The organism is Aerococcus sanguinicola, from assembly GCF_008726925.1.
Classification (GTDB): domain Bacteria; phylum Bacillota; class Bacilli; order Lactobacillales; family Aerococcaceae; genus Aerococcus.
Window position 1 is genome coordinate 126,914 of sequence record NZ_VYWO01000002.1, and the last position, 16,877, is coordinate 143,790.

Below are 16,877 nucleotides of genomic sequence, written 5' to 3' on the forward strand. Positions count from 1 at the left end.
TCTGATGAATTTTCGTGAGATGACGGTTTACCAGATCTATCCCAAGTCTTTCCAGGATAGTGATGGGGACGGCTTCGGGGACTTGCGTGGGATTATCCGACGCTTAGATTATTTGGCCGAATTGGGGGTGGATATGCTTTGGCTGAGTCCCATCTACCCTTCACCCCAGAATGATAATGGCTATGATGTGAGTGACTACCGGGCCATCGATCCCCGTTTTGGGACGATGGGAGATTTTGAGGACCTGGTTCAGGAAGCGGACCGGCGCGGTATGGGGATTATGATGGACATGGTCTTCAACCATACCTCGACTGACCACGACTACTTCCAGCGGGCCTTGGCGGGTGATCCGACCTACCAAGACTACTATATCCTCCGCGAGCCCAAGGCCGATGGGAGCCTACCGACCAACTGGCAGTCTAAGTTTGGTGGACCAGCCTGGGAAGCTTTTGGCGAGACGGGCCTGTACTACCTCCATCTCTATGATGTGAGTCAAGCCGACTTGAATTGGCATAATCCTGCCGTCCGCCAAGCCTGCCAGGCGGTTTGTAATTTCTGGTTGGCCAAGGGGGTCCGAGGCTTCCGCTTCGATGTCCTCAATGTGATCGGCAAGGATCCGGTTCTAGTGGATGGACCGGGGGATGGGGGCAGCCAGGAGAAGGCCCTCTATACCGATACGCCCCGTGTCCACGACTGGGTCCGTGAATTGAACCAGGCCAGCTTTGGGCAAAGGAACGACACGGTGACGGTGGGGGAAATGTCTTCGACCTCCATTGCAGAAGGGGTCAAGTATACCAATCCTGACCGTGATGAGTTGGATATGATCTTCAACTTCCACCATCTCAAGGTGGACTATCCTGAGGGTGAGAAATGGGCCCAGGCTGACTTTGACTTCTTAGAATTGAAGCGGATCCTCAATGACTGGCAGGAAGGCATGGCGGATGGAGGCGGGTGGAATGCCCTCTTCTTGAGTAACCACGATCAACCTCGCCAGCTCAGTCGTTTCGGTGACCCTGAGGCCTACCCTTATGAATCGGCGACCATGCTCGCTCAGACCATTCAGCTGATGCGGGGGACGCCCTATATTTACCAAGGGGAGGAACTTGGGATGACCAATGCCAACTTCCAGTCGATTGAAAGCTACCAGGATGTAGAGACCCACAATGCCTATCAGACTTTGATCGAATCAGGGAAGACAGCAGGCGAAGCCCTGGCCATTGTCCAAGACAAGTCGCGGGATAATGGCCGGACGCCTATGCAATGGGATGCTGGTGACCAGGCAGGATTCACGACAGGGACGCCCTGGCTAGCCGTTAATGCCAACCATGACCAGGTGAATGCCCAGTCGGAGTTAAGCCAGCGTATTTTTGCCTATTACCAAGACTTAATCCAGCTTCGGAAGGCAGAGCCGCTAATTAGCCAGGGCGACTACGAGGGCCTCTTCCTCGACCACCCCCAAGTCATGGCCTACCGCCGCAGCTATGGGGACCAGGAGCTCTTGGTGCTGTCTAATTTCTATGGAGACCCTGTGATCCTGGATCTCAGCGAGCTAGGCTGGCAGGAGGGGGCCAAGAAGGTCATAGGCAATGGCCCCTTGACGGAACTCTCAGACCAGTTAGACCTCGCCCCTTACGAAACCGTCGCTTTCCGCCAAAAGAAGGAGAGCTAAATATTTTTTTAGAAAAACCTAAAAAAGTGTTGACGGCCTCCTCATAAGCTGATATACTATAGTTAAGTTAAACAAATGGCTTGGCACCGACCAAGCGGAGCATGTCAGTTGTTCCAACTGGCACAGCTAGCGATTATGCGCTAGCACTACGGGAAATTAAGCGAGCAAGAACGCCCAGAGCCAACTTGCATCGCTTTTTTTGATGTTAAAGGGTGTGAGGGGATGCGGGAGAAAGGGACCTCTGGAATAAAAGAACGGAGAAGCTCAGAGAGCTTCGACGGTCTTTTATGAAGAGGAGCCCTTTCTGCATCCTCGAACCCGACTACAGGGTGTGAGGGCGCGCGATTTTTTTATTTGCCATCAGAGACTGTGTGCAAATAGACGGTCTTGTTTTGCAATCCAAAGCCAAGTGAGAAGCCTATCCGATATCATTAGCGGTCTGGATTAATCATTAAGGAAGCAAAAAGACGAGCCCCAACAAAGGAGCTCGTCTTTTTATTTTGAAATTTAAAGCTTATTTCTTGCCTTCTAAGATGACTTGGCTATCAAATTTGCCTGCAGTCATGGAGACAATTTCTGACTTGCCTGGATCGTTGGGTTGGTCACGTTTGTCGGATGCTTCCCAGGCTGCCCAGGCGTCTTTGTTTTCCCAGCGGCCGATGACGAAGATGACATCCTTGCCGTCTTCTTGTTCTTCGCCTTTGAGAACAGACATATCGACGAAACCATCTTGTTCGGTAATGATTTCACGGTCGCCTAATTTCTTGATCACATCTTCAGTGTGTTCTGCTTCAGTAGTAATTTTTTGTAAAATAACAAACATTTAGCATCCTCCTCTATTTAATCTACTTCAAGGATAACAAGAAACAGGCTCGATAACAAAAGTTACGCTCAAGTTGGCTTGTTTTCTGTCAATTCAGCGCTAAATGACTGATTGCATAATAAAAAGACCCAAACGCTTAACAAGGCTGGGTCTTCATTATTTGGTTCTTAATAAATTGTGATAGTGAGCATCCGTTGCGCTTTTGAATTTGTCCCTTAAAGAGCCATGGCACCGGTTCGGGCCAAGGTCCCTCACCTAGTGAGACTTAAACGGCTCGTACGGCTATCCGCCTACGAGCCGTAATTCGCTTCACTTGCTTGTTCATGGCTAAGGGTCAACTTCAACGCTCCACTACTGCTCAACAATAACTAGTGTTGAATTTTTGGGTTACTAGTTACCAATAGTAAAAATTGGAGAACCATTATTTTTTGATTTCTAGTGCGGAATGGATACTCATCAGCACCATAAAAATCACATGCACTTAGTCTTCATCCCGGTTGACGTAGTCGGTAACGGCTCCGCGGTCAGCAGAGGTAACGTTATGGGCATACTTACCGAGGGCGCCCTTCTTGAGCAATTCTGGAAGGACCAGTTTTTCTCGACGTTTGGCCAATTCTTCCTCACTGACTTCGAGGACAATGGACCGGCTGGGGACATCGATGGTGACCGTGTCGCCTTCTTCAACCAGGGCGATGGTGCCGCCAACAATGGCTTCAGGGGCGATGTGGCCGATAACCAGACCATGGGAACCGCCTGAGAAGCGGCCGTCGGTCAGGAGGGCAACAGATTCACCCAGACCTTCACCTACTAGAATAGAGGACAGGGAGAGCATTTCCGGCATACCAGGGCCACCTTTAGGACCGACATAGCGGACAATGACCACGTCGCCTGGGACAATTTCTTGTCGGGTAGCTGCAGCAACGGCATCGTCTTCATTGTCGAAGACCCGGGCTGGACCGGAGTGGTGCATGACCTTGAGCCCAGAGAGCTTGGATACGCAGCCCTTTTCGGCTAAGTTCCCGCGCAAGATGATCAGCGGACCGTCTTCACGCTTAGGTGCAGAGAGGGGCATGATCACGTCTTGGCCTTCGCTCAATCCTGGCATTTCGGCAAGGTTTTCCGCTAGGGTCTTACCGGTAACTGTCAGGCAGTCACCGTGGAGGTAGCCTTCTTCTAACAAGTATTTCATCACGGCTGGTACGCCGCCAACTTTATAGAGGTCATTGAAGACGTAACGGCCAGAAGGTTTGAGGTCAGCTAAGTGAGGCACCTTCTTCTGGATCCGTTCGAAGTCTTCCAGGGTCACGTCCACTTCCACTGCATGGGCAATGGCCAGTAAGTGGAGGATGGCATTGGTTGACCCACCCAGGGCCATAACCAGTGTGATCGCATTCTCGAAGGCTTCCTTGGTCATGATATCTTTAGGATAGATCCGTTTTTCGATGAGCTTGCAAACGGCTTCACCAGCTGCCCGGGAGTCGTCATGCTTTTCTTGGCTGACGGCGGGGTGGCTGGAGCTGCCAGGTAGGGACATCCCGAGGGCTTCGGCGGCTGAGGCCATGGTGTTAGCGGTATACATCCCCCCGCAGGACCCGGCGCCAGGGCAGGCGTTTAATTCCACGTCACGGAAGCGGTCGTATTCGATCGTTCCCGCGGCATATTGACCCACAGCTTCGAAGGCAGACACAATGTCAATATCCTTGCCTTCACGGTCTTGGCCCGGCAAAATAGTCCCGCCATAAACGAAGACAGCAGGTAGGCCGGCATTAGCGATCCCAATCAAACAGCCAGGGATATTCTTATCGCAACCCCCGAAGGCTACGACGCCGTCCATATTTTCGCCATTGACCACGGTTTCGATTGAGTCAGCGATGAGGTCCCGGGAAGGCAGGGAAAACCGCATCCCCTGGGTCCCCATAGAGATCCCGTCAGAGACTGTAATGGTGTGGAATTCGAAGGGGTGGTAGCCATAGTCTTTGATGGCTTGGATGGTTTCATCCGCCAGGTCCCCCATATGCATGTTACAAGGGGTGATATCGCTCTCGGTATTAGCTACCCCAATCTTAGGTTTCTTGAAGGTTTCATCTGTTAAACCCACCGCACGCATCATGGCACGGTTCGGCATTCGTACATCCGGATCGTAGACTTGACTTTGGATCCGATAATCTTTTTCTTGATCTGCCATCATGACACTTCCTATCTTAGTAATGTGAATATTATGAATCATTATAAGTTATTAAAAATAATAGCACAAAGTTAAACTAAAAGCAAAACAATCTAATGATTATCTCATCTTATATTCATTGACTCATTAAAAATAATTCTAATCTAGCCAAGCTTGAGACCAGGGAACTTCCTATACTTAAGCTTCCCCTAAGATTGCCGGGGGAGATTGCGCTGCTTTGAAGGGGTTTGCTATAATAAGTCTGTACGGAAAGCAGTCGAAGTTAAGGAGCGTCCAGTTAAGATGAAGATTTTAATCACAACCGATTTATATCAGCCTGCTGTAAATGGCGTGGTGTCTTCTTTGATGACTTTGCGCGAAGAATTGATGGGGCGGGGGCACGATGTCCGGATCTTGACCCTGGGTGACAAGCAGGCGATCGCTAAGAGCGCAGGGGTGTATTATCTTAACTCCATTCGCGTGGGCAAGATTTACCCTGGTGCTCGGATCAGCCTACCGATCAACCGCAGCATCATTCGAGAAATCATTGACTGGGCCCCCGATATTATCCATACCCAATGTGAATTTTCGACCTTTCACGCGGCTCGGACGATTGCCAAGGCCTTGGACATCCCGATTGTCCATACTTATCACACCGTCTACGAGGACTATACCCATTATTTCTCCCCCAGCAAGGCGACAGGCAAGAAGATTGTCTCTGTTGTCTCCTACCTGACCCTGCGCGCCACGGATGCGGTGATTGCCCCAAGTAAAAAAGTGGAACGCCTCCTGCGCGACTACGGGGTTGACCAAGCCATTGAAATTATTCCGACCGGGATCAAATTGGCTCGCTTCCAACAGAGCTTCCCAGAAGCTGACTTGAAAGAAACAAAGGCCGCCCTAGGTCTGCGTGATGACCAACTTGTCTTGGTCTCTATTGGCCGTCTGGCTAAAGAGAAGAACCTCCAAGAAATCATTGCCTACTTAGGCCGTTTAGACCGGCCGGACCTCCGCCTATTAGTGGTAGGGGATGGGCCCTACCGCAGTGACTTAGAGGCGGCGGTCAGCCGTTACCAGCTGGAAGACCAGGTCATCTTCACGGGTAAGGTTGCCCAGGAAGACGTGGCCCGCTACTACCAGCTCGGCGATATCTTTGTCAGCGGGTCGACCAGTGAAACCCAGGGGCTCACCTATATCGAGGCCCTAGCTTCAGGCCGTCCCGCCCTCTGCCGCGCAGATGACTGCTTGGAGGCTGTCCTAATCGATGGCTACAATGGCTACCAATACCACGATTTCGATGAATTCGCGGCCTATCTCGATTGTCTGCAGGATGAGAGTACCCGCAAGCGCTTGGGTAGCCGGGCAGCCAACTATGTCCAACAGAATTTCTCCTCCAAGGTCTTCGGTCTCTTGGTGGAATCGGTCTACCAACAAGTTCTTAATAAGCGCCAGCTCGCCAAAAAACAATCCATGCCGGTAGATAAATCATGACATCATTAAGAAAGGCCCTCCCAAGCAACATTTAGGAACTGCTTGGGAGGGCCTTTTTGGTATTTTATTGGATGGGGGCTTGCCGAGCCACACTCATCCGAGCCTAAGTGCCAAGTCTCACACCCTTAGTTGGGTTCGACTTGGCAGAAAGGGAATGACTTCAGAAAAGCGGAACGATCGGCTAAAGCCGCTCTTATCCGCTTTTCCTCCAGTCATCCCTTTCTAAGCGTCAAGCCTCACACCCTTAGTTGGATTCGGTCGCGCAGAAATAGCTCCTCTTCGCAAAGATCCGTCGAAGACTTTCAGTCTTCTCTGCCTCTTTGCTCCAGAGGTCTATTTCTAACCGCGCGCCCTCACACCCTAGTTGGGTTCGCAAGAGCAGACTTGAAGTGATTTCAGCTCATCGAAACGTCTGACTGGCGTCAGCCTTATTCGATGAGCCTCCAATCATTCAAGTCTAACCGGTCTTGCTCACACCCTTTATAGTCGGGTTCGACTTGGCAGGCTTGGCGTGATTTCACAAGTCCGAAACGAGCGAATGCTTCGCTCTTATTCTGACTTGCTCCAATTATCCAAGCCTAAACGCCAAGTTTCACACCCTTACCCACACAGATAGGTTTCCTGCGGGGCAGGTGAAGTGGCCGTAGCCGTCGTCGTTGATGGTGACGGTGTCTGGGCTGTTGCCGAGGGCGTCTTGCCATTCTTGGCCGGCGTGGGCTTGGCCAACGTACATGTCTTTGTAGCCGGCTTCGCCGTTGGACATGAGGAGGGCGAGGCCATCGGGGTGGTCGTCGTCGCCTTCGCGGGAGAAGCCGACGCAGTTGGGGTGGTCGAAGTAGTTGTTTTGCTTGCCATAAGCTTGTTTCTGGCGGAGGTCCAGGAGTTGGTCGAGGAGCTCTTGTTTGCCGGGGATGGGATTATCGCCGCTGATGCCGTAGTAGTCCCCATAGAAGACGCAGGGGAGGCCGTCTTGGTGGAGGAGGATAAGGGCATAGGCGAGAGGTTTGAACCAGTCTTGGACCCAGGATTCGAGGGATTGGCCCGGTTGGGAATCATGGTTGTCCACGAAGGGGATGGCCAGGGTAGGGTTCTTCTGGAGCAGGGTATCGTCCAAGAGGGTAGACATATCGAAGCCGTCTACCAATTCGGAGGCTTCCTTGAAGTTTTGGTGGAGCTTGACGTCGAAGAGGTCGATGTCGAAGCTGGTTTCGTTCATATAATTCTCTAAGCTAGCGTAGTCCCCCTTCCAGTATTCGCCAATCAGGTAGAAGTCGGGGTCAGCTTCCAGGAGTTTGTCCGCTAATTCTTCAATGAAGTCGGCGTTGATGTGCTTGAGGGCGTCGAGGCGGAAGCCATTCAGGCCGGTCTCTTGGACATACCATTGGGCCCAATTTTCCACTTCTTTGACCACGTCGGGATGGCGGTAGTCGATATCCGCGAACATCAGGTAGTCGAAGTTGCCGTTCTCGTTATCTACATCATCATTATCCGCCCAGCCCTTGTTGAGCCCCTTGATCATGAAGATACCATTACTGTCGGTGGCTTGGTCATAGTCGACACCGGAGAAATGGGTCCAATTCCACTTAAAGTCACTGTAAGTGTCACCGCGCCCAGGGAAGGTAAACTTGGTCCAGCCTTCAATTTCATGGGCATCAGAAATAATTTCCTGGCGGTTGTCGGGGTTCACCTCATAGGCTTCAAAGCGCTCGCTCTCATCCGCCCCGGCCTTGTGGTTGAGGACGACATCACCGAGCACAGAGAGGCCGGCTTCCTGCAGGGACTGGATAGCCTGAAGGTAGTCGTCCTTAGTTCCATATTTGGTACGCTTGGCGCCTTTTTGGTCGAATTCACCGAGGTCATAGAGGTCATAAATACCATAGCCCACATCATTGGTCCCGGTCCCCTTAGTTGCTGGGGGGAGCCAAATATGGGAAAAGCCCTTGTTGGCCAGGTGTTTGGCATCTTGACTTGCCCGCTGCCAGTGCTTGCCATCATCCGCAAGCTCCCATTCAAAATATTGAATCATCGTTCCATTCATGGTCTTTACTCCTTTACATAAGCCGTCATCATCTGCTCCTTCATTATACCCAATCCCCTTAGAAATTACTCAAAAGGCGCCTAGCTACTAGCACAAAAAGGAATCTCTCGTTTTGGAGGGATTCCTTTTTTTGAATAGTTATTGATCGAGTAAGCGGCGGCTTTCTTTGATAAGATGGTCGGCGGCTGTTTCGATATTTTCAGGAATGGTGGCCAGGTTGAGGCGGATGTAGTCGCCGAAGCTAGCCCCGAACCAGTTGCCGTAGTCGACAGCCAGGCCACAGCGGTCTTGGATGAAGGCTTCCATGGACAGCTGGTCTTGGACAAAGGGGAGCTCAATGAACATGAGATAGGACCCTTCGAGGTCGGTGACCTTGGCTTCCGGTAGTTCTTGGGCTAAGCGGTCCTTGAGATAAGTGTAATTACTGAAGATGGTGGCCTTGAAGCCTTCCAACCAGTCGGCCCCATCTCGGTAGGCGGCCTCGGTCGCGATGAGCCCCATCATGCTGTTCTCAGTGAGATTGAGCCGGTCCACCACTTGGTCATATTGAGCGCGGAGCTTATCATCCGGAATCATGACATGGGATTGGAGGAGGGTGGCCATGTTGAAGGTCTTAGAGGCCGCGTTGACAGCCACCAGCCGGTCGCGGTATTTGCCGCCAGCTACGTTGAGGGCTGGAATTTGCGGACGGTCGCTGAAGTTGAAGTCTTGGTGGATTTCGTCAGATACGATCAAGACATCGTGCTTCGCGCAGATAGCGAAGAGCTTGTCCATCTCTTCTTCCGTCCAGACCCGGCCAGCTGGGTTGTGGGGGGAGCAGTGGATATAGAGCTTAACTTGGGCATCGATAATCGCCTGCTCGAAGGCGGCATAGTTGATCTCAAAATGTTGGTCGACCGCTTTGAGGTCACAGGTAATTAAACGACGGCCAGTATCCCGAGCCGCATTGTGGAAGGGATAGTAGACCGGAGTCTGGATGAGGATGCTGTCACCAGGTTCGGTATAGGCGTAGACGAAATAGTAGAGGGCTTGGACCACACCCGTAGTAAAACGGATCCAATCCTTCTCTAAATGGAGGTCGAAGTGGTCAGCCATCCAATTGAAGAAGGCCTCATAATAGTCGTCACTGACGAAGGTATAGCCAAAGACACCGTGGTCGATCTTGTCGTGGAGGGCTTGGCGGACGCTGTCTGGGGTCTTGAACTCGGCGTCGGCTACCCAGAGTGGGAGCAGGTCGGCATTACCGAAACGCTCTTCTAAGAGGTCCCACTTGAGCGACTGGGTGTTCTTTCGTTCAACGGCATAATTTTTGATAAAAGTTTCTTTATCCATGGTATCATCCTTTCTGGTCGAGAGCGACCTGCTAGCAGGCACAGGGACGTCACTTATTAGCTATTCTACCATAGATTGGAAGCTTGACGCCTATAAATCGGGCTCCACGTGGACATCAACTTGTTGGATCGCGAAGGCGTCGGCGAGGACATGCTCTACCTTTTCCGTGATGTCGTGACCTTCCTTAACGGAGAGGTCGGGGTCGACCAGGATGGTTACGTCAATGTAGACATTAGCCCCGTAACGGCGGGCGGCGATATGGCGGACCCTGTGGACATCGGGGATGGCGGCGATCTCTTCTTCATAGGTCTCGATCAGGTCGACTGGGAAGCCGTCCGTTAGTTGGAAGGTGGAATCGACGAAGATATCAAAACCTGTCTTCAGGATAATGAGGCCGATGATGAGCGCCATGACCCCGTCCAACCAGGGGAGACCGAACTGGGAACTAAGGGCGGTGAAGGCGGTCATGAAGGAGGTGAGAGCATCCGTAAGATTATCCTTGGAGGAGGCAAGCAGGGCCTGGCTCTTGAGCTTCTTGGCCAGACGTTTGTTGTAGAGGTAGACCCCCAGCATGACCAGGCCTGAGATGAGAGCCACCCCAATCGTCAGCGGATCAGGGGTAACTGCCTCCGTGCTAAAGAAGTTCTGCAGGCTGTTCAGGGTCACTTCCAGGCCGATATAGAGGATAAGGAAGCTCATAGCCAGGGTAGCGATCGATTCCGCCTTCCAGTGGCCGTAGCGGTGGTCGCTATCCGCTGGCTTGCGGGAGAAGCGCAGGCCGATATACATGAAGACCGCATTGATGGTGTCTGATAGGTTGTTCATCCCATCTGCTGTCAGGGCGCTGGAATGGAAGACATGGCCCCCCAGTAACTTGGCCGTGGCAATGATCAGATAACTGGCGATACTGAGCCAGGTGGCCCGCTCAGCATGTTTGACTTGTTCATAGGATTGTTCGGGCATGGTGTCAACTCCTCTTAGCTTAATAGACCTAGTATAACAAATTTTTAAGCCTGGATCCTTGAAAGGACGGGATTTGGACCCCCTAAACTTCATCTTTACACCCACCTGTTAAGGCCCTTTAAGGCCACTAAAGCCAGTAGAAAAAGAGTTAAATAAGTGATGAAGTCGTTTTCTTAGACGGGCGATTTGGGAGGTGCTGAGGGGCCTTTAGCCAGGGGACCAAGATTTTAAATACAAAAAAGGTATATAGAAGCAAGAAAGCATCTTTTCTCTTCGATTTTAGCTTGCAGAAAGATGTAAAATAATATAACATGATGTCAGATTAGATAATAGAAAAGATAGGGGGATTTATCATGTCAGAAAAAGAGTTGCGGCGGTCGATGGCGGTCTTTCCAATTGGAACCGTGATGAAACTGACCGACCTCACAGCGCGGCAGATTCGTTATTATGAGGAGAAGCACCTGATTACACCTCAACGGTCGGAAACCAACCGGCGGATGTATTCTCTTAATGATGTGGACCGCTTGCTCGAAATCAAGGATTATATTGCGGAGGGGCGGAGTGTCAACGCCATCTACCAAATCTTCCACAAGCAAAAAACAGCACCGAAAAAAGAAGAAAAACCAGCCAAGCAATTGACCGACGAGGACGTGCGGGAGATTCTCTATAACGAATTCATCAAGGCTGGCGGCTTCCGCCAAGGCGACCCGCGGCAAGGGAAGATGTAGAGGGAGCGCGAACTTTCAAATGAGAGCTCTGTTAGTAAGTAGGACGTCCCGAACTTTCAAACGCGGCTGCTGTTCGCAAGTTGCTAGCCCTGAACTCGCAAATGAGAGCTCTGTTCGCAAGTAGGGCGTCCCGAACTTTCAAACGCGGCTGTTGTTCGCAAGTTGCTAGCCGTGAACTCGCAAATGGGGTCTCTGTTCGCAAGTAGGACCGCACCAAGTTTCAAACGGAGCTCGGATTTGAAATTAGGACAGTAGCAAGTTGCAAATAATCCTGCCATTAGCAAGTTGGCCTCCTACTAGGCAAGCTGCCTGGCCTCGTTATAATGTAAACAAGCTAGCAAGGGTCTTGCTAGCTTGCTGATCCTTATTTTAGGTTTTTTAACATTGATACTGCTTGTATCAAAGTGGGAGTCGGCTGAGTAACCCACACTTCCAGGGTATATTTGAGGGGGCGCATCCTCTCACACTCTTTAGTCGGGTTCGACTTGGCAGACTCGGAGTGATTTCACAAGTTCAGAAACGAGCGAATGCTTCGCTCTTATTCTGACTTGCTCCAATCATCTGAGTCTAACCACCAAGTCTCACACCCTGTTTAGTCGGGTTCGCAGTTGCAGGCTTGAAGTGACTTCACCCAATCGGAACGATCGGCTTTCAGCCGCTCTTTTCCGTTTGGGCTCCAGTCATTCAAGCCTAACCGCAACTGCTCACACCCTATAGTCGGGTTCGAGGGTGCAGAAAGGGCTCCTCTTCACAAAGATCCTCCGAAGACTTGCAGTCTTCTCTGGCTCTTTGCTCCAGAGGTCTATTTCTCTCGCTAGCCCTCACACCCTGACAATCAAATGTCCGTGTCGATACTTTGTCCCGTCTTGGCGGTAGGAGAAGCCGTCGGGGTTTTGGTAGGTGCAGTGGCGGTGGATTTGGATGTTTTCTTTCGGGATGCCGCTGAGTTGGCATTGTTTGGCGACGACGGCTTGGTTGTCGATGTGCCAGCGTTGGGTGCTTTCCCGGTAGCGGATGGCGTCTTCGGCGTAACCGAGCGCATGGAAGGCTTGGTAGGCGTCGGCTTGGACTTCGAACTTCTCCTGGGAGAGAGCGGGCCCGATATGCACCTTGACCTGGTCCATGGCGACTTGGGGGTGGGCCTTCTTGATTTGGTCAAAAGCTTTGCGGCTGATTTCTTGGACCGTGCCCCGCCAGCCGGAATGGATGGCGCCAATTAAACCCGACCCTTCTTCATAGAAGAGGACCGGCACGCAATCCGCCGTCAAAACCCCCAGAACTAGGCCCCTGTCAAAAGTATAAAGGCCATCGCAGTCTTCGATGCCGGTCTCAGCTTCCCGCGCACCCCGGCCGGCGTCTTCTGCATGGACCTGGTAACAATGGGCGCTGTGGGTCTGCTGGGGCATGATGACCTGGTCTAAGTCCAGATCAAATGCCTCCAAGATCCGCTGGCGGTTGGCGACCACACCGGCCTTGTCTTCAGCCTGGCGGAGGCCGAAGTTGCCTGCTTCGGGCCAATCTTCTTGGCGCAGGCTAGTCAAGGCAATGATATCACTTGGGCTAGAATAGCGAAAAGTTGTCATCGTTTCAGCTCCTTTTTTTAGCTTAATCTTAGCCTCTAATCCTTAAAAAAACAAGTTTACCCATAAAGGAGAAATTATGAACATTTACTTCAACCATAACTTACACCGCGAGCCAGACCAGGAAGCCCAGACCACTAACTTCTGGGGCCAGGTCTTAAAGCAGACCTTTAAGAATATTTGGGTCTTCGCCTGGGCCCAGCTCAAGCTCTTGGTCCTAGTCTTCTTTGTCCTAGGCTTGGGCCTCCATTATTTAGGGATTCCCTGGGCCTGGCTCTTGGCCGTAGTCATTGCCCTCCTCGATGCCCTGCCTGTGATTGGATCGGGCATTGTCTTTGTCCCCTGGATCCTCTACCAGTGGCTCTTGGGGGACACGAGTCTGGGCTTCTGGCTACTGGGCCTCTACTTATTGGTGGCCCTCATGAAGCAGGCTTTAGAACCCTTCTTTCTGGGGCGGGACTTGGCCCTGCCCTTCTGGCTGCCCCTCCTGGTGACGATTATCTGTACCCTGGTCTTTAATGTGATGGGGATTGTGGTGTCCGCCTTGGTCATCCCCTTCCTCAGTGCCTACCGCCAAGTCCGGCGTCAGACCCAAGACCAGAGAAGAGACCAAAATAAAGAAATTGAAGCTGAATTTACGGAAATGAATGACTAAGTTAAGTAAGGATGTGCTTCCATGCCAAAAGAAAAAATTGCAGGTTTTCACCTTGTTGAAGAATTTCAAGCGCCCGACGCCAATAGCCTGGCCTATGTCTATGAACATGCCCAATCCGGAGGCCGGGTCCTCTGGCTCAAAAACGATGACCCCAACCGGGCCTTTGGGATTGGCTTTATTACCCCACCAGAAGATTCCAGGGGGGCTGCCCATATCGTGGAACATGCGGTACTCGCTGGTTCGCACAAGTATCCGGTGAAAGACCCCTTCATGTCCATGCTCAAGACCTCGATGAACACCTTCCTCAATGCCATGACCTTCTCCGATATGACCCTCTATCCGGTGGCTTCGATGAATGAGGAGGACTTCCACCATCTCATGGATGTTTACCTGGATGCGGTCTTCTTCCCTAGGATGTTAGAGGAGCGCCGGGTCTTTAACCAGGAAGGCTGGCACTTGGAATGGGATGAAACGACCGGCAAGCTAACCTACAATGGGGTGGTCTATAACGAGATGCGCGGGGTCTACTCCTCGCCCGACCGGACTGTCATCCAGGATATCGACCGCACCCTCCATCCCGGCTCCACCTATGCCCATGATTCTGGCGGTTATCCCTATGACATTCCCCAGCTGACCTATGAAGACTTCTGTGCCTTCCACCAGGCCCACTACCGGCCGGACAATGCCCTGGCCTTCCTCTATGGGGACCTGGATATTGAGCGGGCCCTGACGCAAATCGATGGGGACTACTTCAGTCACTTCCAGTCGGGACAAGGGCTGGCTCCTCTTCAAACCCCTGCGCCTGGCTTGGAAGACCGCCGCTACACCCTGAGTTATGACGGGGGCAAGGGGGACGATCGGTCGACCGAGTCTTATCTGAGCTATAGCCTGCCTTTTGGCCAAGCGACTTCCCGCCAGGACCAATACCTGATGGGCCTACTCGCTGACAGCTTGGTCAACGCCGAATCGAGTCCTATCCGCCAAGCTATCTTGGAGGCCGGCCTGGCAGAGGATGTCTCTGTTTATGGCGGTAGCGGCTACTACCTGGACTTCACCATTATCCTGGAGCGCTTCAACGCTGACCGGGTAGATGAAGCCGTCGACCTCATCCAACAGGTCCTCCACCAAGTAGTTGAAGAAGGCATCGATACCGAACTCCTGGAAGCAATTATCAAGCGGACCGAGTTCGCCTTGCGTGAGGCAGGGGGCGCCAATCGCGGGGTGACCAAGTTCATCCAGTGCATGAGTGCTTGGCGCTATGGCATCTCCTTTGACGAGTCCTTGAACTATAGCGAGAGCTTCCAAGCCTTCAGAGAGCGCCTGGGGACAGGTTATTATGAGGCGATCATCAAGGACCGCTTGTTAGGGGCAAAAGGCCGGCAGATCCTTGTCCACGAACCCGAATTGGGCCGCCACCAGGCCATGGACCAAGAAGTGGCTGACCAGCTCGCAGACCGGGCCCAGGCCATGACAGCTGACGATCTGAACCAGGTTAAAGAAGACAATGCCTCGCTCAGGGCCTACCAGCAGACGCCAGACAGTCCCGAAGCCCAGGCCAGTCTTCCCCAACTCGACTTGGCCGATGTGGACCGGGAAGTGGCTGCCATTCCTGAAGACCAACTCACACTCGCCGGGGGTCAGACCTGCCTCTACCATGACCAGCCCGCAGCGGGGATCCGCTATGTCCACCTGGCCTTCCCGCTCGACCAAGTGGCCTTCGATGACCTAGCGACCCTCTCGGACCTCTTGACCTTCCTCGGTAGCGTCTCCACCCAATCCCACAGCTATGCGGACTTGGATACGGCGATCCTGACCTATGCCAATGGCTTGAACTTCCAGACCAAGCTCTACCGGGACGTGGACCGACCAGATGTTTACCAGGCCAAGCTCCTGGTCTCCTTCGCTGCCCTGGGCCAAGATAGTAGCCCGGCCTTCGACCTAGTGGAAGAGATCCTAACGACCAGCCGCTTCGACGAGAAGGCCCGACTCTTGAACATCCTCCAACGGGTCAAGGCGGACTTGGAGGATAGCCTGGAGACCAGCGGCCACAGTTCAGCCTTAACCCGGCTCCAAGCCATGACGACCGAGACGGCCCGGATTGCCGAAGAGCTGGAAGGGATCGCCTATTATGACCATATCTGCGCCCTTCTCGCCAACTTTGATACCGTCTTCGAAGACTACAGCCAAGCCCTGACGGCCCTCCAAGCCAAGCTCTGGTCCAGCCAAGGCGTCACCGTCAGCCTGACCGCGGAAGCCAGTGACCAAGAAGCCCTCATCGAAGAGACCCAAGCCTTCCTGGCCAAGCTACCCGGCCAAAAACCCTCCAGCCAAGAACTCGCTGTGCCACTAACTGGCAGCCGGCGCGAAGGCATTCGAACCAACGGCAATGTCCAATATGTGGTCCAAGGAGGTCACATCGACTCTGAGGACTTTCATTATTCGGGGTCTGTTGTTGTCCTGGCCCATCTCTTGAGCAGTAGCTTCCTCCACGAACAAATCCGTGAACAAGGCGGGGCTTACGGGGCTGGCTTCATCCTGAACCCTGCTGGTGACCTTGCCGCTTACTCCTACCGCGACCCCCATCTCAATCGGACGCTAGGGGTCTACCGCCAGATTGGAGACTTCATCCGCCAGCTGGACCTCGACCAAGCAAGCATCGACCAGTTCATTATAGGCGCGATGACAGCCTTCCACTTCCCTATTGTGCCCCAAGCTGTCAATGGCCTGGCCCTCCGCCGCCACTTCAAGGGCGAGACGGAAGACCGGATCAACCAGCGCCTCCAAGAAGCCCTGGCGACCAGTCTGGACGATTTCCAGGCCTATGCTGATCTTATTGACCAAGCCTTCCAAGAAGATGCCTGGGTGGTGATCGGCAACCAAGACAAGATTGATGCCGCTGCCGACCACTTCACAGATCGCCGCGACCTCAAAACTTATCGAAGTAAGTAATAAGTATAAACTATTGTCCCTGCCAAGATTTTGTTTCTTGGCAGGGACTTTTTCTTGTCTGGAGAAAAAGTAGAGAGGGTATAAGGTATTTATTCTATTATAATATAAATAATATCCGATTATTGTTAAACGAAATTTGTATTTTTATGTCTTGTACTTTAAAAGGTAAAAATTAGCCAAAAATCCGAATTTCATATAATAGGAAGAAAGGGGTCAAAAAATCCACGATATCACTTTGAGCTATCAATACAATAGATTGAATTAGTGCAAAATGTAAAAAAATGAACAAAAATAATGTGCAAAATAAAAAACATTATTTATTTTAAATTTCTCCAGGAAAAGCAAGCGAAAACCCTTAGAAATTAAGCTTTGTCTTTAAATTTTGACGAAAAAGAGAAAAGTACAAAATAAATTTCTCTTTTAAATTTTTATTTTGATACCGTATGATAACGATGACGTACACAAATGTTTTTACCGGGAGGTTT

At 51.9% G+C, this 16,877-nt stretch carries 11 protein-coding genes; 5 read left to right on the forward strand and 6 right to left on the reverse strand.

Going from position 1 to position 16,877, the window contains the following annotated elements; all coding sequences use genetic code 11:
* Nucleotides 1-4: 4 nt before the first annotated feature.
* Nucleotides 5-1,669: an alpha,alpha-phosphotrehalase gene (treC, locus tag F6I03_RS04940; protein WP_191622023.1), complete on the forward strand. Its 1,665-nt coding sequence runs from the start codon at nt 5-7 to the stop codon at nt 1,667-1,669.
* 514 nt (nt 1,670-2,183) lie between these two features.
* Here the strand turns inward: treC and F6I03_RS04945 are convergent.
* The gene (locus F6I03_RS04945) at nt 2,184-2,492 is read right to left on the reverse strand and encodes an antibiotic biosynthesis monooxygenase family protein (protein ID WP_070430235.1); all 309 of its coding nucleotides are present in this window, start codon (nt 2,490-2,492) and stop codon (nt 2,184-2,186) included.
* 481 nt (nt 2,493-2,973) lie between these two features.
* The gene (gene ilvD, locus F6I03_RS04950) at nt 2,974-4,677 is read right to left on the reverse strand and encodes a dihydroxy-acid dehydratase (RefSeq protein WP_070430234.1); all 1,704 of its coding nucleotides are present in this window, start codon (nt 4,675-4,677) and stop codon (nt 2,974-2,976) included.
* Between the two features lie 282 nt (nt 4,678-4,959).
* On the opposite strand from ilvD, the gene F6I03_RS04955 reads away from it, so the two are divergent.
* Nucleotides 4,960-6,147 (forward strand): glycosyltransferase, encoded by a 1,188-nt coding sequence (locus F6I03_RS04955; RefSeq protein ID WP_070430233.1) that lies wholly within the window; start codon nt 4,960-4,962, stop codon nt 6,145-6,147.
* Nucleotides 6,148-6,739: 592 nt separating this feature from the next.
* Here F6I03_RS04955 and F6I03_RS04960 read toward each other — a convergent pair.
* The 3 genes from F6I03_RS04960 to F6I03_RS04970 form a co-directional block, all read right to left on the reverse strand.
* Nucleotides 6,740-8,185, reverse strand: coding sequence for an alpha-amylase (locus F6I03_RS04960; RefSeq protein ID WP_070430232.1), 1,446 nt, complete (start codon nt 8,183-8,185; stop codon nt 6,740-6,742).
* 138 nt (nt 8,186-8,323) lie between these two features.
* Nucleotides 8,324-9,517, reverse strand: a complete 1,194-nt coding sequence (locus F6I03_RS04965) for a MalY/PatB family protein (RefSeq protein ID WP_070430231.1) — start codon at nt 9,515-9,517, stop codon at nt 8,324-8,326.
* 90 nt (nt 9,518-9,607) lie between these two features.
* Nucleotides 9,608-10,480 carry a cation diffusion facilitator family transporter gene (locus F6I03_RS04970; RefSeq protein WP_070430230.1) on the reverse strand — a complete coding sequence of 291 codons (873 nt, stop codon included), beginning with the start codon at nt 10,478-10,480 and terminating at the stop codon, nt 9,608-9,610.
* A gap of 353 nt (nt 10,481-10,833) precedes the next feature.
* On the opposite strand from F6I03_RS04970, the gene F6I03_RS04975 reads away from it, so the two are divergent.
* Entirely contained in the window at nt 10,834-11,208 is a 375-nt protein-coding gene (locus F6I03_RS04975) for a MerR family transcriptional regulator (RefSeq protein ID WP_070430229.1), read from the forward strand.
* Between the two features lie 821 nt (nt 11,209-12,029).
* Here F6I03_RS04975 and pgeF read toward each other — a convergent pair.
* Nucleotides 12,030-12,791, reverse strand: a complete 762-nt coding sequence (gene pgeF, locus F6I03_RS04980; RefSeq protein WP_070430228.1) for a peptidoglycan editing factor PgeF — start codon at nt 12,789-12,791, stop codon at nt 12,030-12,032.
* A 76-nt stretch (nt 12,792-12,867) separates the two neighbouring features.
* Here pgeF and F6I03_RS04985 point away from each other — a divergent pair, with 76 nt between their 5' ends.
* Both F6I03_RS04985 and F6I03_RS04990 read left to right on the forward strand, forming a co-directional pair.
* The gene (locus F6I03_RS04985; RefSeq protein WP_083290485.1) at nt 12,868-13,443 is read left to right on the forward strand and encodes an AI-2E family transporter; all 576 of its coding nucleotides are present in this window, start codon (nt 12,868-12,870) and stop codon (nt 13,441-13,443) included.
* A 21-nt stretch (nt 13,444-13,464) separates the two neighbouring features.
* Complete coding sequence (locus tag F6I03_RS04990; RefSeq protein WP_070430227.1) at nt 13,465-16,392, forward strand: insulinase family protein; 2,928 nt, start codon at nt 13,465-13,467, stop codon at nt 16,390-16,392.
* Nucleotides 16,393-16,877 lie beyond the last annotated feature (485 nt).

Excerpts from the sequence above, each read along its gene's own strand:
- F6I03_RS04955 (WP_070430233.1), top strand. The coding sequence starts at position 4,960 with ATGAAGATTTTAATCACAACCGATTTATATCAGCCTGCTGTAAATGGC.
- pgeF (WP_070430228.1), bottom strand. The coding sequence starts at position 12,791 with ATGACAACTTTTCGCTATTCTAGCCCAAGTGATATCATTGCCTTGACT.
- F6I03_RS04990 (WP_070430227.1), top strand. The coding sequence starts at position 13,465 with ATGCCAAAAGAAAAAATTGCAGGTTTTCACCTTGTTGAAGAATTTCAA.
- treC (WP_191622023.1), top strand. The coding sequence starts at position 5 with ATGAATTTTCGTGAGATGACGGTTTACCAGATCTATCCCAAGTCTTTC.
- F6I03_RS04965 (WP_070430231.1), bottom strand. The coding sequence starts at position 9,517 with ATGGATAAAGAAACTTTTATCAAAAATTATGCCGTTGAACGAAAGAAC.
- F6I03_RS04945 (WP_070430235.1), bottom strand. The coding sequence starts at position 2,492 with ATGTTTGTTATTTTACAAAAAATTACTACTGAAGCAGAACACACTGAA.
- F6I03_RS04975 (WP_070430229.1), top strand. The coding sequence starts at position 10,834 with ATGTCAGAAAAAGAGTTGCGGCGGTCGATGGCGGTCTTTCCAATTGGA.
- F6I03_RS04960 (WP_070430232.1), bottom strand. The coding sequence starts at position 8,185 with ATGAATGGAACGATGATTCAATATTTTGAATGGGAGCTTGCGGATGAT.
- F6I03_RS04970 (WP_070430230.1), bottom strand. The coding sequence starts at position 10,480 with ATGCCCGAACAATCCTATGAACAAGTCAAACATGCTGAGCGGGCCACC.
- F6I03_RS04985 (WP_083290485.1), top strand. The coding sequence starts at position 12,868 with ATGAACATTTACTTCAACCATAACTTACACCGCGAGCCAGACCAGGAA.
- ilvD (WP_070430234.1), bottom strand. The coding sequence starts at position 4,677 with ATGGCAGATCAAGAAAAAGATTATCGGATCCAAAGTCAAGTCTACGAT.